The sequence below is a fragment of the Methylobacterium sp. WL1 genome, assembly GCF_008000895.1.
In the GTDB taxonomy this organism is placed as follows: Bacteria; Pseudomonadota; Alphaproteobacteria; order Rhizobiales; family Beijerinckiaceae; genus Methylobacterium.
In genome coordinates this window covers 3617953-3634887 of record NZ_CP042823.1, presented here as the reverse complement: position 1 = coordinate 3634887, position 16935 = coordinate 3617953, and the positions used below count along the sequence as shown (strand labels likewise).

Sequence of the window (16935 nt, the reverse complement as noted above, 5' to 3'; positions counted from 1 at the left end):
CGGGCGACCGTCCGACGGCACGATGCTCCGGCGGCGCTCAATCGTCGAGCGCCGCGTAGGTCAGGACCCGCAGCTCCCGCCGGATCGGCAGTGCCGAGGACGGCACGAGCTGCGTCATGAGCACGACCGAGAGTTCCTCGGCCGGGTCGATCCAGAAGGCCGTCGAGGCCAGGCCGCCCCAGGCGACCTCGCCGGGCGTGCCGAGGATCTGGGCCCGGGCCGGGTCGAGCATCACGGAGAAGCCCAGGCCGAACCCGATCCCCGAGTAGGAGGTCTCGGCGAAGCGCGGCGTGCCCATGGCTGCCAGATCCCCCGTGAGATGGTTCGCAAGCATCAGCGCGACGCTCTTCCGGCCGAGCAGGCGGTTCCCGTCGAGGGTGCCCCGGTTGAGGATCATGCGGCAGAAGCGCTGATAGTCCGATGCGGTCGAGACGAGTCCGCCGCCGCCGGACGCGATGGCCGGGACTCTCGCGAAGCTGGTCTCCACGGAATCGTCGAACAGCCTGAGTTGGCGCGCGCGGTCATACGCGTAGGTCGCGCAGAAGCGCGGCATCAGTTCGGGCCGGACGTGGAAATCCGTGTCGACCATGCCGAGCGGGCGGATCACCTCATCGCGCAGATAGTCCGCGAACGGTCGGCCGGTGAGGGCGGCGACGTACTGGCCGAGCACATCGGTGGCGACGCTGTAGTTCCAGGCGCTGCCCGGCTGGGCGAGCAGCGGCATCCGGGCGACCCGGGCGGTCATGTCGGCGAGGCTGCCTTCCGGCGCCAGGAAATCGACCCCGTGCTCACGATACTGCGCGTCGACGAGGGTCGCCTCCATGAAGCCGTAGGTCAGGCCCGCCGTGTGGGTGAGGAGATCGCGCACGGTGATCGGACGACGCGCCGGCTCGGTCTCCAGCTTCGCCCGGTTGCCGCCCACGGCCACGCGCATCTCGGCGAAGTCCGGCAGCACCCGGGCGACCGGATCGTCGAGCTGGAACAGGCCCTGCTCGTAGAGCTGCATCACCGCCACCGAGGTGAGCGGCTTGGTCATCGAGTAGATCCGCGTCACCGTATCGAGGGTGAACGGCGTTCCGCGGGCGAGGTCGGCTTGTCCGCAGGCGCGGGCGAAGGCGATGCGGCCCCGCCGTGCCACGGTGACCGACAGGCCGGCGAGCCGACCCTCCGCCACGAGCCGGTCCATCCACGGCGCGATTCGGGCGAGCCCCACCGGGCTGAGCCCTGCGCCCTTCGGGTCGATCTCGGTCAGCGCGCTCATGTCGTCTCCTCGGGCCGGTGCGGCTCGACCAGGAGGATAAAGCGCGGCTCCAGCGAGATCACCAGCCCATCGTGCCCGGGCCGCCCTTGAACGGGCCGACGATGCCGGGGGTGATCCAGCCGCCGTAGAAGGTTCCGGGCTGCGGCGTGACCCGAGCAGCGCCGACGAAGCAGGCATCCATCGGCAAGGCGTAGAACGCGACGTAGCCGGCGATCGCGTCGAAACCCGCCGTCGGATCGGGGTAGGACCACGCGGCGCTGGGCGCGAGACGGTCGCCGCCATGCACGTCGAACAGCACGGCTTGGCCCTTCCACTCGCAGATGCCGCCGCGGCGCGGCCCCGAAAGAGCGCCGGCCAGCACGTCGCCGGGCGGCAGGTAGTAGGTTGGAGGATGGGACGTCTCCAGCACCCGGTAGCCGGCGTCCGTCTGCGCGATCTCCATCCCGCCGAGCACCACCCGGAGCGTCTCCGTCACGCGCTCCAGCCGGGGCGGCCGCGGGTAATCCCAGACGCTCTGCTGGCCGGGCTGGATCGGATCGGGAACGGGGCGTGCGAGCGGGCGTGCCATGACGCCCCTGGCGTATATCGTATCCACATTGAACGCTAGGTTGAAGCTTCTCACCGTTCCGCGAACAGCCGCCTCGTGCTAGCCCGGGGCCGACATTCACGGCCCGGGACCGACCGCGATGGACATCGCTCTCTTCCTCGACTTCGACGGCACCCTCGCGGAGATCGCCCCGCGGCCGGACGCGGTGCAGGTCGAGCCCGGACTGGTCGAGGCCCTGGAGCGGCTGCGCGACCGGCTCGGCGGGGCGCTCGCGATCGTCACCGGCCGGCCGGTCTCGGTGATCGACGGCTTCCTGGCACCCTCGCACCTTGATGCTGCCGGGCTTCACGGCGTCGAGCATCGGGTAGGCGGAGCGTTGTCGGGGGGGCAGGCGGAGGACCATCCGGAGCTGCGCCGTCAGGTCGAGCGCCTTCGTGCGGAGAGCCAGGCGCTCGCCGACGTCCTGATCGAGGACAAGGGCGCCTCGGTGGCGGTGCATTGGCGGCTGGCGAGCGCGGACGATGCCGGCCGGGCCGAGGCGCTGGTCAAGGACGCGGCCGCGTCGCTCGGGGGCGCCTACCGGCTCCAGCTCGGCAAGGCGGTGGGCGAGATCGTGCCGGCCCACGCCACCAAGGCCCATGCGATCCGCGCCTTCATGGAGCGATCCCCCTACGCGGGTCGCCGCCCGGTGTTCTTCGGCGACGACCGGACCGACGAGATCGCCTTCGCGTCCGTGAACGCGGATGGCGGCATCGCGGTCCGGGTCGGCGACGGCGACACCGTGGCCACCCGGCGCCTGCCCGACCCGGCCGCCGTCCGCGCCCTGCTGCGGGACTGGGCCGCGGGCGGCCGCATCGATCCCGAGGCCCTGCCGCCGGCCTGAACCCGCCCTATCATTCGCGGCGCGGCGGCAGGCACGCTGTCTGCCTCGCGGTGAGCCCGCCCAGGAAAAGGCTACGCGTCGATGTTCGAATTCCCGGTTCTCATCGGTGACATCGGGGGCACCAACGCCCGTTTCGGCCTGATCGCCGAGAAGGGTGCCGCGCCCCAGCTCCTCTCCCACGAAGCCACCGCCGAGCATCCCGATCCGTCCCACGCCATCAAGGCGGCGCTGGCCAAGAGCGGCGACGCTCTGCCGCCCCCGCGCTCGACCATCTTGGCGATGGGCGGACGGGTCGACGGGCCGGAGCCGCAGCTCACCAACGCGCACTGGCGGATCGGCGGCGAGCGCATCGCGAAGGATTTCGGGCTCTCCTCGGCGGTGGTGGTGAACGATTACGTGCCGGTCGCGGCCGGCGCGGCCGATATCGAGCCGCACGATCTCACGCCGGTCGGGCCCTGTCCGGCCGTGCCGGGCGGCGCCCGCGTCGTGCTCGGACCCGGCACCGGCTTCGGGGCGGCGGCCCTGGTGCCCTACGCCGCTCATCTGGCGATCGTCTCCACCGAGGCCGGGCATACCGATATCGGCCCGGCGGACGAGTTCGAGGAGAAGGTCTGGCACGCGTTGGAGCGCGTCGAGGGACGCGTGACCGTCGAGGCGGTGCTGTCGGGCCCGGGCTTGGCGCGGCTGCACGCGGCGGTGGCGCATGTCCGCACCGGCCGGCCGCACGACAAGATCGATCCGGCGGCGGTGACCGACGCCGGGCTGAACGCGTCGGACCCGCACGCCGCCGAGGCGCTGGAGCTGTTCGGCCGTCTGCTCGGCCGCGTCTGCGGCGACCTCGCCCTGACCTTCCTGGCCACCAGCGGCGTCTATATCGGCGGCGGCATCGCCCCCCGCATCGTCAAGGTTCTGGAGGAGAGCGGGTTTCGCGACGCGTTCGAGCGCAAGGCGCCCTTTGCCGCGATGATGCGCCAGATCCCGACCAGCGTCATCACGGTCCAGGATCCCGCCTTCCGGGGCCTGGCGGCCCTCGCCAATGAGGGAAGGCGTTTCGTCTACCACGGGCAGGTGTGGCGGAAGGAGGGTTGATCAAGCCCCGTCAGGCAGCCCCCCAGGCCACCTGACGGTCTTCGATGCTCAAGCCGCCGCGAGCGGCTTCGAGACGTCCTCCAGGGACTTGCCCTCCGCAGCCGTTCCCCAGACGCCGCCGACGATCGCGGCGATCAGCATGAGCGCGGCGCCGAGCCCGTAGCCGAACAGCACCCAGTCGCGGGAGCCGGTCTCGACCAGGCTGCCGAACAGGAGCGGGCCTGAGACGCCGCCGATGCCGGTGCCGACCGCGTAGAAGGCCGCGATGGCCAGTGCCCGGATCTCCAGCGGGAAGGTCTCGGAGACGGTCAGGTAGGCCGAGCTCGCCGCCGCCGAGGCGAAGAAGAACACGACCATCCAGGCCGCGGTCTGCCCCACCGGACCGACCACATCGAGCCGGAACAGCAGGCCAACGGCCACGAGCAGCACCGCCGAGATGCCGTAGGTGAACGCGATCATCTGGCGCCGGCCGATCGTGTCGAACAGCCGCCCGAGGAGCAGCGGGCCGAGGAACGAGCCGAGCGCGAACGGCAGCAGGTACCAGCCGACGCTGTTGCCCGGCACATCGTAGAACCGCTCCAGCACCAGTGCGTAGGTGAAGAACAGCGCGTTGTAGAAGAACGCCTGCGCGACCATCAGGGCGAGGCCGACCATCGTGGCCAGCCGGTTCGTCACGAACAGGGCCCGGAACACCTCCGACAGGGGGGTGTGGTCCCGGGTCCGGACCTTCATGCGCTTGCTCTCGTCCACCGGCGGCAGGGTGACGCCCTCGTCGGTGAAGCGCTTCTCGATACCGGTGACGACCCGGTCGGCCTCTGCGGCGTAGCCGTGGGTGGCGAGCCAGCGCGGGCTTTCGGGGATCCAGGTGCGCAGCAGCAGGATCACGAGGCCGATGGCGCCGCCGGTGAAGAACGCCACGCGCCAGCCCCAGGCCGGATCGATCACCTCGGGCCGCAGCAGCACGATCGACATGAACGAGCCGAGCGCGGCGCCGATCCAGAACGAGCCGTTGATGACCAGGTTGGTCCAGCCGCGGACCCGGGCCGGGACCAGCTCCTGGATGGTCGAATTGATCGCCGTGTACTCGCCGCCGATGCCCGCACCGGTGAAGAAGCGGAAGACGCAGAAGCTGGCGACGTTCCAGGACAGGCCCGTGGCCGCGGTGGCGACCAGGTAGAGGGCCAGGGTGATGAAGAACAGCTTCTTGCGGCCGATCCGGTCGGTCAGCCAGCCGAAGCCGAGCGCACCGGTCACGGCGCCGACGAGGTAGCAGGAGGCTGCCAGGCCGACGTCGAACTCCGAGAACGACATCGGCGGCTGGCGCAGGGCGCCCACCAGGGATCCGGCCAGCGTCACCTCAAGCCCGTCCAGGACCCAGGTGATGCCGAGCGCCACGATGACGAGCACGTGGAAGCGACCCCACGGCAGCCGGTCCAGGCGCGCGGAGATATCGGTGTCGATGACGCGTCCGATCTCCGCGCGCTCGGGTGTCCCGGCACCCCCCTCAACCTTGCTCGCCATGCTCGCGCATCCTCCCGACGGGTTCGTTTACCGTGCCTCAAGACCGGGTGTTTACCGCGACTCGACGCAGGTGTTGGGAACAGGTTGGGAATCGATTCGGTTCGATCCCGTCTTCACGCGTGATGGGCACAGGTGACGTGTCCACGCGGGTTCCCTGTCATGTTCGCTCCGTCACCTCGTTCCGGGCCCTTGCGCCGGTCCCGTTACGGCCTGCTTGCCGCCGTGACGGTGGCCGGGCTCGCCACCGTGCCCACGGAGGGCGCCGACCGCCATCTCGACAGGCCGAAACCGCGGATCGAGATGGCGGCGGCCGAGCGGTGGCGGTTGCGGCCCACCGAGGTTGCAGTGCCGATCACCACCGGCAGCCTGCGCAAGCGCATCGCGACCGCGATCACCGAGGACCGCCGCAGCGTCCGCTTGGTCTACCCGGCGCTGATCGAGGCCCGCTGACGGCGGGGTGCCGCCGAGCTTGGCGATCGCGCTCCGGGCAGGCACAGCGGCTGCATCGCCCGGATCGGGCATGAGCCGAAATGTCGACGGAGGTCTGGGATGGCGGAGGTTGTCGCGCTGGTCGGCTGCAAGGGGCCCGACCAGGAGGCGGAGTACCTGCAGATCCTGTCGGCCGCGATGCCGGGTGAGCGGCTGGTTCCGTTCCGGCTGATGGCGGAGGCCGAGCGTGCGGCCGCGCGGGTCGCCATCGTGGCCAACCCCGATCCCGCGGAGGTCGCCGCCCTGCCGAGCCTGGTCTGGGTGCAGAGCCTGTGGGCCGGCGTGGAGAAGCTCGTCGGCGCCTTCGACCGGCCGCTCCCGATCGTCCGGCTGGTGGATCGCGAGATGGCCCGGGCCATGGCGGAGGCGGTGCTGGCCTGGACTCACTATCTCCAGCGCGACATGCCCACCTACGCGCGCCAGCAGCGCGAGCGGGTCTGGCGGCCGCACCCCTACCGCAAGCCCGCCGACACGGTGGTCGGCCTTCTCGGCCTCGGGGCGCTCGGCACCGCGGCGGCCGGGCGGCTCACCGGCGCGGGGTTCCCCGTCACCGGTTGGAGCCGGACGCCGAAGACCGTCCCGGGCATCGCCACATTCCACGGTGGGGACGGCCTCGGGACGATGCTCGGCGGCTGCGACATCCTCGTCTGCCTGGTGCCGCTGACGCCGGAGACGCGCGGCCTGGTGAACGATGCGAGGCTCGCGGCGCTCAAGCCCGGGGCGGCGCTGATCAACTTCGCCCGTGGCCCGATCGTGGTGACCGAGGACCTGATCGCCGCCCTCGATTCCGGTCACCTGTCGCACGCGGTGCTCGACGTGTTCGACACCGAGCCTCTGCCGGCCGGATCCCCGCTCTGGACCCATCCGGGCGTGACCGTGCTGCCGCACATCTCCGGCCCCACCGACATGGACTCGGCGGCCACCACGGTGGCAGCCAACCTGCGGGAATACCGCAGCACCGGTCATCCGCCGCAGGGCGTCGATGCGGGGCGAGGGTACTAATCCGTCTACGCGGCCGAGGCGACCGCCGGTGAGATTCGCTTGCGCGCCTTCGAGTCGGTGGTGCCCAGGAAGGCCTGGGCCTCTTCCTTGCGCTCGAACACGTGGGGGGCGACGCCGCGTCGGGTCAGCGCCTCCTCCATTTTCAGGCGCAAGAACGCGCTGGTGACGTAGCGCGTCGTGGTCGCGTAGTAGTTCGCCTGGAGATACTGGATCATCCCGGCATAGTCGTCGATCAGGTTCTCGTTGAGCCGGAAACCGTCGTGGTTGATCACGGCGTTGACCCGCTGGCCGGCCTTGCGGCAGGCCCCGACAATGCTCATGCGCAACTCGTCCATGTCGCTCTTCACCCGGCAGTACCAGCCTTCCAGGTTGATGAAGAGGATGTTGCGCTCGCCGTCGTAGCTGATGCGCGAGGACAGATCGAGGTTGAGCAGATCGGAGAGCAGTTCCATCGGTTCGTCGCGGAAGATGCGCGGGTCCATGAGCACAGGATTGCGCACCACCGGCTTGAAATCCATGTGGGCGAGGATGTCGCGCTCGATGTCGATGCCGGGCGCGACCTCGATCAGCTCCAGGCCGTCGGCGGTCAGCTGGAACACGCAGCGCTCGGTGACGTAGAGGACCGGCTGCGAGCGTTCCACCGCGTAGGGCCCCGAGAAGGTGTTCTGCTGGACCCGGGTGACGAACTTGCGGGCCCGGCCCTCGCTGACGATCCGGACCACGCCGTCGTCCACGGTGATCTCCAGCCCGCCCGCCGTGAAGGTGCCGGCGAACACCACGGTGCGGGCGTTCTGCGAGATGTTGATGAAGCCGCCGCAGCCGTTGAGCTTGCCGCCGAACTTCGACGTGTTGACGTTGCCGGCCTCGTCGCACTCGGCCATGCCCAGGCAGGTCATGTCGAGGCCGCCGCCGTCGTAGAAGTCGAACATCTGGTTCTGGTCGATGATGCAGTCGGCGTTGGTGGCAGCCCCGAAGCTGGAGCCTGAGGCCAGCACGCCGCCGACCGCCCCGGCCTCGGTGGTGAGGGTGATGTAGGGGGTGATCTTCTCCTCGTTGGCCACCGACGAGATGCCCTCCGGCGCGCCGACCCCGAGATTGACCACGCCGTTCGGCGGCAGCTCGAAGGCGGCCCGGCGGGCGATGATCTTGCGCTCGTTGAGCGGCATCCGCTTGATGCCGGTGACGGGCACGCGGATCTCGCCGGCGAGCGCGGCGTCGTGCATGACGCCGTAGTTCATGCGGTGCATCTCGGGCTCGGCCACCACGACGCAGTCGACCAGGATGCCGGGCACGCGCACGTCCTTGGGCAGCAGGTAGCCGTCCTCGACGATCCGCTCGACCTGGGCGATGACGATGCCGCCGTTGTTGCGCGCCGCCATGGCCTGGGCCAGGCAATCCAGCGTCAGCGCCTCCTTCTCGTAGGAGAGGTTGCCCGACGGATCGGCCGAGGTGGCGCGGATGAAGGCCACGTCGATCTTGGTGGCGGTGTAGAACAGCCACTCCTCGCCATCGACCTCGACCAGCTTGACGATGTCCTCCGTGGTCAGCGTGTTGACCTTCGCGCCGCCGTGGCGCGGATCGACGTAGGTCTGCAGGCCGACCTTCGAGAACAGGCCGGGCTGGCCCGCGGCGCAGGCCCGGTAGAGCTGCGAGATCACCCCCTGGGGCAGGTTGTAGCCGCGGATCAGGTTGTTCTGCGCAGCCTGCGCGACCTTCGGCATCCGGCCGAAATTGGCGGCGATGACCCGCGCGAGCAAGCCGTCATGATGCAGGCGTCCGGTGCCGAGGCCTTTGCTGTCGCCCGCTCCGGCGGTCATGATCAGGGTCAGGCCGCGCGGCGAGCCGGTCTCGACGAAGCGCTTCTCCAGCGCCGCGTGCAGCGCCTCCGGGATGCAGCTCTGGACGAAGCCCGTGGTGGTCACGACGTCGTTCACGCGGATCAGCGCGATCGCCTCGTCCGCCGTGATGACCTTGTTCTTCTTCATGAAGCCCACGATCCTCCCTCCGGCCCGGATGTCCGGACGGCGTGTGCGCCGTCCGTCTCCGAGTCTGTTAGCGGCCGGCGACGCAGAGCCCGCAGGGTTCAGCGCATTGTCGACCAAATTTCTGACCGTCAGCACTGTTGCGCCGCATCAAAGATTTGCGGCATTGCAGTAAAAACAAGCCCGTGACGTCATGCTAACGCATAATGACCCGGACGTGCTGCTGAAAAAGTCTTTGGCGTAGGGTCAGAAAAATTGTGTGACCGCATTGCCCACCCTGATGGGGTGATGCTTTTGGGCTCCTGGCGAGTCGGTCGGACTGGTATGTCCCGCCTCGAACCCGGCTTGAGATGCGCGCCGCGACGGCGCAGCCTTATCGGCCGGGCGATGCGGCCGCACTCGCCGCACTCAACACGGCTTTCACGGTCGCGGTCGCCACGTCGCTGTCGATCGCCACGCCGAACACCGGGCTGCCGTCCGCGAGGGTGCATTCGAGATAGGCCGCCGCCTGCGCATCCAAACCACGCCGGAGCGCATGCTCCGAATAATCCACCACTGGTGCCAGCAAGCCCGGATGCTCCACGCCCTGCCGCTGCTGGCGGAGGGCCGGGCCATCCTCTCGGTCGCGCTGGATTGCGGCTACGACAGTCCGAGCGCCTTCGCGGCCGTATTCCGACGCTCCTTCGGGCGTCCGCCGGGCGCGTACTTCCGGCCGCCGCCTGTGGAGAGCGTCGACCGGGGTTGATCGCGACGTCGCGGATCAGGCCGATGGGCGGTTCTGACGCCGCCTCCGCTGGCGAGAACGTGACACCCGGGCGCGCCCGCCTGGGTGAACCTCGGCTGCGGACGCCCGTTGATCGCCGGCCGCCGATCCCCGCACACCCGCGGGGCGGATCGGCCACGGATATCGAAGACCGTTCATGGGTTGGCCTCGCCGTATCCTCCTCACCGCCGGGCTCGCGACCGTCGCGGCCGGTGTCACGATCAGTTTCGGGCGCTTCAGCTACGCGCCGATGCCCGACAGGGCCGACCTGCTCAACCCCGATCGCTATCCGATCCAGACCGCCTTCGACGTCCTCGGACGCCGGGTCTTGCGTGCGGAGGCGGACCGCCTCAACGGCACCGAGGCCGGCCGGAAGGAACTCTCGGCCAGCAACGGCGCCGTGGCGATCGATCCCGCCATGGTCGAGCGCGGGCGGCAGGCGTTCTACCAGGAGACGTTCGGCAACGAGGTCTTCCTCACCGACGTGATGGGCATGCTCGACGGCGGCCTGACGCCCACCGCGGTTGCCCTGGCGGTGGCCAAGCTCCGCGGGCAGGGCACCACGAACCTGCAGGTCGCCATGGCGCGAGATATGCGCGTCGGCGACCGCAACTACCGCAAGGGCGAGCTGGTCCCGACCGGGCTCGACGTGCCGAAGGGCGGCGCGTTCATCATCGGGATCAAGACCTTCTCGGACCAGGGCCATCTGCGCATGGGCATCACCTGCGCGCTCTGCCATGCCGCGGTCGATCCCGGCACCGGCAAGGTCGTCGAGGGGGCGCCCAACACCGACCTCAATGCCGGGCTGCTGATGGCGCTGGCCAAGAACTCGTCCGCCTACTTCATGCATGCCAGCGTGAACCAGGCCGATCCCCCGCAGGCGGGCTCGGCCGGAGCCGGCCCGGCCCTGCCGGATGCCGAGACCGTCGAGGCCGCCACCAAGGTTCAGGTCGCGAGCTGGCCGCCGGGCAGCTTCGATTCCTCGGCCGACCGGGTGACCAACCCGACCTCGATCCCGTCGAGCTTCTCGGCCTACGGCGAGCCCTTCAGCTGGAGCGGACGGGAAGCCGTCGGTCCCTTCGGCGGGCTGTCCTCGCTGAACAACAACGTTCACGCGGCCAACTCCGATACGACCCAGCTTGCCGCAGCCGCGCCGTGGCTGTTCGGCATGGATGCGGAAACCTACCTCGGCATTGTCCTGCGCGGCGCGGCCACCGCGTCCTTCCGGTACACGGCCGGCGAATCACGCAAGCCTTCGGAGGTGCTGCGCAGCGTCGACCCGACGCCGGCCTCGCCCGGGCTCAACAGCTACGCGGTGCTGCCGACTTATCCGGCGACCAACTACGTCACGGACAACGGCCTGTTCACCTCGGTGCCGGGTGAGCCGGTCAACCACGCCAACAACGCCATGTCGGCGTTCCAGAACCTGCTGCGCCCGCCGGCCGCACAGCAGGATCCCGCCGCCGTAAAGGCCGGGCGCGCCGTGTTCGACCAGGCCGGCTGCGGCGCCTGCCATTCGGGCCCGGCGCTGACCAACCACCGCGTCATCCCGATTGCGGAGATCGGCACCGAACCGACCCGGGCCAGGGCCGGGGCCAAGATGGAGGCGCGGCTCTCGCCTCCCAGCCTGTTCGCCACTGACACGCCGTTCCCGCTGCCGGCCGATCCGGTGATCGTTCCGGTGCCGCTCGCCGGCGACAAGCTCGCCCAAGTCCAGCTCGCCTGGGGTCAGGGGGGAACCGAAGGCGGCTACAAGGTTCCGAACATCGTCGGCCTGGCCTGGACGGCGCCTTACCTGCACGATTCCGGGATCGCCGTCGGCCCCGATCCGGCGACGCAGCTTGGCGTTCCGGGCACGGTGTACCGCGGCATCGCTCCCGATCCTTCGAATAGTCTTCGTGCTCTGATCGACCGTGATTTGCGGGCTCAGGTGATAGCCGCGAACAAATCCTCGGATACGGCGCGCATCGCACGCGTTACCGGCGAAGGACACGCGTATTGGGCCGATGTCGGCTCCGGCGTCTCGCGGCAGGAGCAGGACACACTGATTGCCTACCTGCTGTCGATCGACACCCTGACCGAGCCGGCGGCAACGCCCTGATCAGAACGGGACACACCAGCATGCCGAACACCCAACCGGTCTGGTTCATCACCGGCTGTTCCACCGGCTTCGGCCGGGAACTCGCCAAGCTGGTCATCGCACGGGGCTGGCCGGCGGTGGTGACGGCCCGCGACCGGGCCAAGGTCGCCGACCTCGCGGAGGGCGCGGCGGACCGGGTCCTGGCGCTTTCCCTGGACGTCACCGATCCGGCGCAGATCACCCAGGCGGTCGCGGAGACGACCCAAACGTTCGGGCGGATCGACGTCTTGGTCAACAACGCCGGCTACGGCTACCAATCCTCGGTCGAGGAGGGCGAGGAGGGCAAGATCCGAGCCCAGTTCGACGCCAACGTGTTCGGCCTGTTCGCCCTGACCCGGGCGGTGCTGCCGGTGATGCGGGCGCAGCGCTCCGGCCACGTGCTCAACGTGACTTCGGTTGCGGGCTTCGTCGGCTTCCCGGCCTCGGGCTATTACGCCGCCACCAAGCACGCCGTGGAGGGGTTCTCCGACGCGCTCAGCGCGGAGGCCGGCCCGCTCGGCATCCGGGTCACTTGCATCGAGCCGGGCCCGTTCCGCACCGACTGGGCCGGGCGCTCCCTGATCCAGACCCCCAACACAATCCCGGACTACGCCGAGACCGCAGGCGCCCGCTTGAAGGCCACTTCGGAGAAGAGCGGCACCCAGGCCGGCGATCCGGTCCGGGCCGGTGAGGCGATGATTCGGGTGACCGAAATCGACAACCCGCCGCGCCACCTCGTCCTAGGCGCCTGGGGTTACGAGGCGGTCACGACCCGGCTGAAGCAGCGGATCGCGGAGATCGAGGCGTGGCGCGAGACGAGCTTGGGGGCGGATTACCCGGAGGGCTGAGCGCTCTTGCGGCTACAGCATCGCGTTCGCACGAGGTTCGGTACGGCTTCGGGACGGATCGCGCATTCCACGCTGTCATCGCGCATCGAGCGAGGCGATGACGGTGCTGGCCGTGACGGGCACACCGATGAGCATACCCGTCCCGCGGCCCCGATCAGCGTCTCTGCCTCAGCGCAAGGTCGGCGACACGTCCCTCAGATTACCGCCTCGATCAGCCCCCGCGACCGCGCCTCCTCCGCCTCGAGGTACCAATTGGCCGGCGCCTTCTCCAGCACCTCGTCGAGGCTCACGTCCGAGCCCCGGATGAGATTGGAGAAGCCCTCGTTCTGGATCACGATCGAGCACTCGATCTCGTGGAGCGTCGCCTTCACGGAGGCGACGCAGGTGGTGAGCGGGCCCTGGACCTGGAGCTGCTTGTTCATCTTGCGCTCGTGAATCATCAGCCGCGTGCCCCGGGTGAGGTAGCGGTTGGGCCGGGCGAAGAAGCTCATGACGGTCGTGCCGGCCGAGTAGATCGCGGCCTTGCCGAGGAAGACGAAGCGCCGGTCCGGGCTCATCTCGGTGTGGTAGCGGATGTCCTCGCCCATCATCCGGGCGACCTCCGGGTCGCCGCCGAGGGTGGAGAGCTCGACAACCACGATCTGCCGGTCGCCGGCCTCGGCGAACTGACGGCGGAAATCCTTGTACATGTCGTAGTCGACCGGGCCCGACAGCAGCACCGCGGGGCTGCGGAACGCGGTCGGGCCGAGGGGCGTGGTATCCATGGGGGCCTGTGATCCGTTCCTGTGGTCTCAGCGCACCGGGTCGGGTGCGCCCTCGCCCTTGCCGACGAACGGGATGCCCGCGATCGGGCATTCCTCGGTGCCGACAGAGTGCCGGGTAATGGCCCGAACGGCGTCGCGGGTTCCGTCGGGATCCTCGATCCAGCGCCGGTAGAACTCGTAGGGGCATTCCGACAAGCCGTGCCGGTTCTCCTTGGAGTTGATCATGCCGGTATAGCCGCGGTGGAGCAGCTTGAAGAGGTGGTTCTCGGACTGACCGTGGGCGCGAGAGTCCCGGATCAGGAACTTCGACAGGGCGGCGTACTGGATGCCCATTTCCTCCTCGCCGCACTCGCCGAGCGTGCGGCCGTCGAAGCCGATGACCGCCGAGTGGCCGAAATAGCTGTAGACGCCGTCGAAACCAGCGGCATTGGCTACCGCAACGTAGGTGTTGTTGGCGAATGCCATCGCCTTCGACATCAGGATCTGCTGCTCCTTCGCCGGGTACATGTAGCCCTGGCAGCGGATGATCAGCTCGGCGCCCCGCATGGCGCAGTCGCGCCAGATCTCGGGATAATTGCCGTCGTCGCAGATGATCAGGCTGATCTTGAGGCCCTTCGGCCCGTCCGAGACGTAGGTGCGGTCGCCGGGATACCAGCCCTCGATCGGCGTCCACGGCATGATCTTGCGGTACGTCTGTACGATCTCGCCCTGGTCGTTCATCAGGATCAGGGTGTTGTAGGGGGCCTTGTTCGGGTGTTCCTCGTGGCGCTCGCCGGTCAGCGAAAACACGCCCCAGACCTTGGCTTCCCGGCAGGCGGCGGCGAACACCTCGGTCTCGGCCCCCGGTACGGACGAGGCGGTCTCGTACATCTCGGCGGCGTCGTACATGATGCCGTGGGTCGAGTATTCGGGGAAGATCACGAGGTCGAGCCCGGGCAGGCCGGTCTTCATGCCGACGATCATCTTGCCGATCGCCTTCGCGTTCTCCAGCACCTCGGCGCGGGTATGAAGGCGGGGCATCTTGTAGTTCACGACGGCGACGCCGACGCTGTCCTGGCTGGACGAGATGTCTCCGTGCATCATGGCGTGGGTTCCTCCGATGATGGTTGCGGCGAGGTGCGCCGTTTCCCTCCCCCGCACAGGGGGAGAGGGTCGTCGGTGGTTCAGTGGCTGATCATCCAGGGGCGCGCGGACGGAAAACTCTTGGCCGCGGCGCGGGCCGAGGCCGTCTTCTTCGGAGTGCAGCAGCCGCAGCCGGCGCCGTGGCCCGACGAGCGCCGCGGCGCGTGGCGGCTGCGCTCGTTGGTGGCGTGGGCCGCCTTGAGCCCCGCATCCATGCCGGAGATCCGCGGCGCGGTGAGGAAGGCCCGGCCGCAGGCTTCCCCGCAATCCGGGCAGGCGTGCGGATCCTTGAACTCCGCCATCGGCCGCATGGCGGTGAACGGCCCGCAGGCCGCGCAGGCGTATTCGTAGACCGGCATGATCAGAGATCCGGCGAGAGCGGCATCTGGATCGAGCCGTCTAGGAACTTCGTCGGCCCGTCGGCACCGGGATTGATGTCGAACTCGAAGATCTTGGTCGGAATCCACAGGGTCGCGCAGGCGTTCGGGATATCGACGACCCCGGAGATGTGCCCCTGGACCGGTGCCGTGCCGAGGATCGAGTAGGCCTGTGCGCCCGAGTAGCCGAACTTCTTGAGGTACTCGATCGCGTTGAGGCAGGCCTGGCGATAGGCGATGTGAACATCCAAATAATGCTGGCCGCCGTGCTCGTCGACGGAGATGCCCTCGAAGATCAGGTGGTCGTCGTATTTCGGCGTGATCGGCGACGGCTTGAAGATCGGGTTCCGGATCCCGTACTTGGCCATGCCGTCCTTGATCAGCTCGACCTTGAGATGCACCCAGCCGGCCATCTCGATGGCGCCGCAGAAGGTGATCTCGCCGTCGCCCTGGCTGAAATGCAGGTCGCCCATCGAGAGGCCGGCGCCCGGCACGTAGACCGGGAAGTAGATCTTAGAGCCGCGCGAGAGATCCTTGATGTCGCAATTGCCACCGTGCTCCCGGGGCGGGACCGTACGGGCGCCCGTGGCGGCGGCCGCGTCCTTCGCCTCGCCCTTCAGCCGGCCCATATGGGCGGTCGGGCCGAAGGGCAGGGTGGCGAGCGCCGGCACGCGCTCCGGGTTGGTGTCGTAGAGCGCCTTCTCCCGGGTGTTCCAGGTCTCCAGCATCTTCGGATCGGGTAGGCAGCCGATCAGCCCGGGATGGATCAGCCCGGGGAAGCGAACGCCCGGCACGTGGCGGGACTTGGTGAACAGGCCCTCGAAGTCCCAGATCGACTTCTGCGCCTGGGGGAAGTGCTCGTCCAGGAAGCCGCCGCCGTTCTTCTTGGAGAAGAATCCGTTGAAGCCCCACTGGCTCTCGGGCTTGGCGCCGATGTCGAGCAGGTCCACCACCAGCAGGTCGCCCGGCTCGGCGCCCTCGACGCCGATCGGGCCGGACAGGAAGTGGACGATCGACAGGTCGATGTCGCGCACGTCGTCGGCGGAATCGTTGTTCTTGATGAAGCCGCCGGTCCAATCGTAGGTCTCGACGATGAAGTCGTCGCCCGGCTTGACCGTGGCGACCATCGGGATGTCGGGGTGCCACCGATTGTGCACCATGTCGTTGTCATAGGCCGATTGCGTGAGATCGACCTTGATCAGCGTCTCGGGCATTTTTTGCGACTCCCTGTTGCGATCTCGAGTGCCGAATTGCTTTGCCGGCCGCGGCCGAGCTTCCCCGCTCGACGCGCTCTTCTCCCCCGCGCGGAGGGAAGGAGGTGGGGGTGGTTCAGGCCGTACCGTTGCGTTTCATCCGGCATCGCCCCCACCCCTGACCCCTCCCCCGGGGGAGGGGAAAGTGCCTCACACCGACAGGAACCGGGCGACCTGCGCCTCGTCGATGCCGGCCCGCGGTGCTTCGTGCACGATGGCGCCGTTCTCCATGACGATGACCCGGTCGGCGACATCGAGGGCGAAGCTCAGCACCTGCTCGGAGACCACGATGGAGAGGCCGCGGTCGTCGCGGATCTTCTTCAGGGTCCGGCCCATCTCGCGGATGATCGAGGGCTGGATGCCCTCCGTGGGTTCGTCCAGGAGCAGAACCTTCGGCCGGCTGGCGAGCGCGCGGGCGATGGCGAGCTGCTGCTGCTGGCCGCCCGACAGGTTGCCGCCGCGCCGGCCCTTCATTTCGAGCAGCACCGGGAACATGTCGTAGAGGTCCTGCGGCACCTTGCGGGTGCCCGTCACCGTCAGGCCGGTCTCGATGTTCTCCTGGACCGTCATGGTCGAGAAGATCATCCGGCCCTGCGGCACGTAGGCGAGGCCCTGGGCAACCCGGGCGTGGCTCTTGAGTGCGACGACATCCGTTTCGCCGACCCGGATCGATCCGGATTTCACCGGCACGAGACCCATCAGGGTCTTCATCAGGGTGGTCTTGCCCATGCCGTTGCGGCCCATCACGGCGACGATCTCGCCCGGCGCCACCGAGAAGCTCAGCCCGTGCAGGACTTCGCTCTGGCCGTAGGCGGCGTGAAGGTCGTGGACGGCGAGGGCCGGGGCCACATCGGGAATCGCGACGTGCGGAGGCGCCTTGACCAGGGGCGGGTGTGCGGTCTGGAGCGAGCCCAT

General features: G+C 69.0%; 17 protein-coding genes. 7 read left to right on the top strand and 10 right to left on the bottom strand.

The window, feature by feature from the left end:
- Nucleotides 1–37: 37 nt before the first annotated feature.
- The gene (locus FVA80_RS17620; RefSeq protein ID WP_147906221.1) at nucleotides 38–1261 is read right to left on the bottom strand and encodes a serine hydrolase domain-containing protein; all 1224 of its coding nucleotides are present in this window, start codon (nucleotides 1259–1261) and stop codon (nucleotides 38–40) included.
- A gap of 58 nt (nucleotides 1262–1319) precedes the next feature.
- A complete protein-coding gene (locus FVA80_RS17615) occupies nucleotides 1320–1829 on the bottom strand; it encodes a DUF427 domain-containing protein (protein ID WP_147906220.1) in 510 nt (169 codons plus the stop codon).
- Between the two features lie 118 nt (nucleotides 1830–1947).
- On the opposite strand from FVA80_RS17615, the gene otsB reads away from it, so the two are divergent.
- Both otsB and FVA80_RS17605 read left to right on the top strand, forming a co-directional pair.
- Complete coding sequence (gene otsB / locus FVA80_RS17610; RefSeq protein ID WP_147906219.1) at nucleotides 1948–2691, top strand: trehalose-phosphatase; 744 nt, start codon at nucleotides 1948–1950, stop codon at nucleotides 2689–2691.
- A gap of 81 nt (nucleotides 2692–2772) precedes the next feature.
- Nucleotides 2773–3780 (top strand): glucokinase, encoded by a 1008-nt coding sequence (locus FVA80_RS17605; protein ID WP_147906218.1) that lies wholly within the window; start codon nucleotides 2773–2775, stop codon nucleotides 3778–3780.
- 48 nt (nucleotides 3781–3828) lie between these two features.
- Here the strand turns inward: FVA80_RS17605 and FVA80_RS17600 are convergent, their stop codons facing one another.
- Nucleotides 3829–5301 (bottom strand): MFS transporter, encoded by a 1473-nt coding sequence (locus tag FVA80_RS17600; protein ID WP_147906217.1) that lies wholly within the window; start codon nucleotides 5299–5301, stop codon nucleotides 3829–3831.
- A gap of 189 nt (nucleotides 5302–5490) precedes the next feature.
- Between FVA80_RS17600 and FVA80_RS17595 the strand changes: the two genes are divergently transcribed.
- Entirely contained in the window at nucleotides 5491–5751 is a 261-nt protein-coding gene (locus FVA80_RS17595) for a hypothetical protein (protein ID WP_246692001.1), read from the top strand.
- A 99-nt stretch (nucleotides 5752–5850) separates the two neighbouring features.
- Nucleotides 5851–6792: a glyoxylate/hydroxypyruvate reductase A gene (locus FVA80_RS17590; RefSeq protein WP_147906216.1), complete on the top strand. Its 942-nt coding sequence runs from the start codon at nucleotides 5851–5853 to the stop codon at nucleotides 6790–6792.
- Nucleotides 6793–6797: 5 nt separating this feature from the next.
- Here the strand turns inward: FVA80_RS17590 and FVA80_RS17585 are convergent, their stop codons facing one another.
- Both FVA80_RS17585 and FVA80_RS17580 read right to left on the bottom strand, forming a co-directional pair.
- Entirely contained in the window at nucleotides 6798–8777 is a 1980-nt protein-coding gene (locus tag FVA80_RS17585; RefSeq protein WP_147906215.1) for a malonate decarboxylase subunit alpha, read from the bottom strand.
- A gap of 370 nt (nucleotides 8778–9147) precedes the next feature.
- Entirely contained in the window at nucleotides 9148–9342 is a 195-nt protein-coding gene (locus FVA80_RS17580; RefSeq protein ID WP_246692000.1) for an alpha-isopropylmalate synthase regulatory domain-containing protein, read from the bottom strand.
- Nucleotides 9343–9348: 6 nt separating this feature from the next.
- Between FVA80_RS17580 and FVA80_RS17575 the strand changes: the two genes are divergently transcribed.
- The 3 genes from FVA80_RS17575 to FVA80_RS17565 all read left to right on the top strand — a co-directional run bounded on the left by FVA80_RS17575 (nucleotide 9349) and on the right by FVA80_RS17565 (nucleotide 12504).
- A complete protein-coding gene (locus FVA80_RS17575; RefSeq protein ID WP_246691999.1) occupies nucleotides 9349–9519 on the top strand; it encodes an AraC family transcriptional regulator in 171 nt (56 codons plus the stop codon).
- A gap of 175 nt (nucleotides 9520–9694) precedes the next feature.
- Complete coding sequence (locus FVA80_RS17570; RefSeq protein ID WP_147906213.1) at nucleotides 9695–11638, top strand: cytochrome C oxidase Cbb3; 1944 nt, start codon at nucleotides 9695–9697, stop codon at nucleotides 11636–11638.
- Between the two features lie 20 nt (nucleotides 11639–11658).
- Nucleotides 11659–12504 (top strand): oxidoreductase, encoded by an 846-nt coding sequence (locus tag FVA80_RS17565; RefSeq protein WP_147906212.1) that lies wholly within the window; start codon nucleotides 11659–11661, stop codon nucleotides 12502–12504.
- 194 nt (nucleotides 12505–12698) lie between these two features.
- Here the strand turns inward: FVA80_RS17565 and FVA80_RS17560 are convergent, their stop codons facing one another.
- From FVA80_RS17560 to urtE, 5 genes are all read right to left on the bottom strand, one after another.
- On the bottom strand, nucleotides 12699–13268 hold the full coding sequence (locus FVA80_RS17560; protein WP_147906211.1) for an ATP-dependent Clp protease proteolytic subunit: 570 nt from the start codon (nucleotides 13266–13268) through the stop codon (nucleotides 12699–12701).
- A gap of 27 nt (nucleotides 13269–13295) precedes the next feature.
- Nucleotides 13296–14351, bottom strand: coding sequence for an aliphatic amidase (locus FVA80_RS17555; protein WP_147906210.1), 1056 nt, complete (start codon nucleotides 14349–14351; stop codon nucleotides 13296–13298).
- Between the two features lie 80 nt (nucleotides 14352–14431).
- Nucleotides 14432–14749: a zinc ribbon domain-containing protein gene (locus tag FVA80_RS17550; protein ID WP_147906209.1), complete on the bottom strand. Its 318-nt coding sequence runs from the start codon at nucleotides 14747–14749 to the stop codon at nucleotides 14432–14434.
- 2 nt (nucleotides 14750–14751) lie between these two features.
- Entirely contained in the window at nucleotides 14752–15981 is a 1230-nt protein-coding gene (gene fmdA, locus FVA80_RS17545) for a formamidase (RefSeq protein ID WP_147906208.1), read from the bottom strand.
- 189 nt (nucleotides 15982–16170) lie between these two features.
- Entirely contained in the window at nucleotides 16171–16935 is a 765-nt protein-coding gene (gene urtE, locus FVA80_RS17540; RefSeq protein ID WP_147906207.1) for an urea ABC transporter ATP-binding subunit UrtE, read from the bottom strand.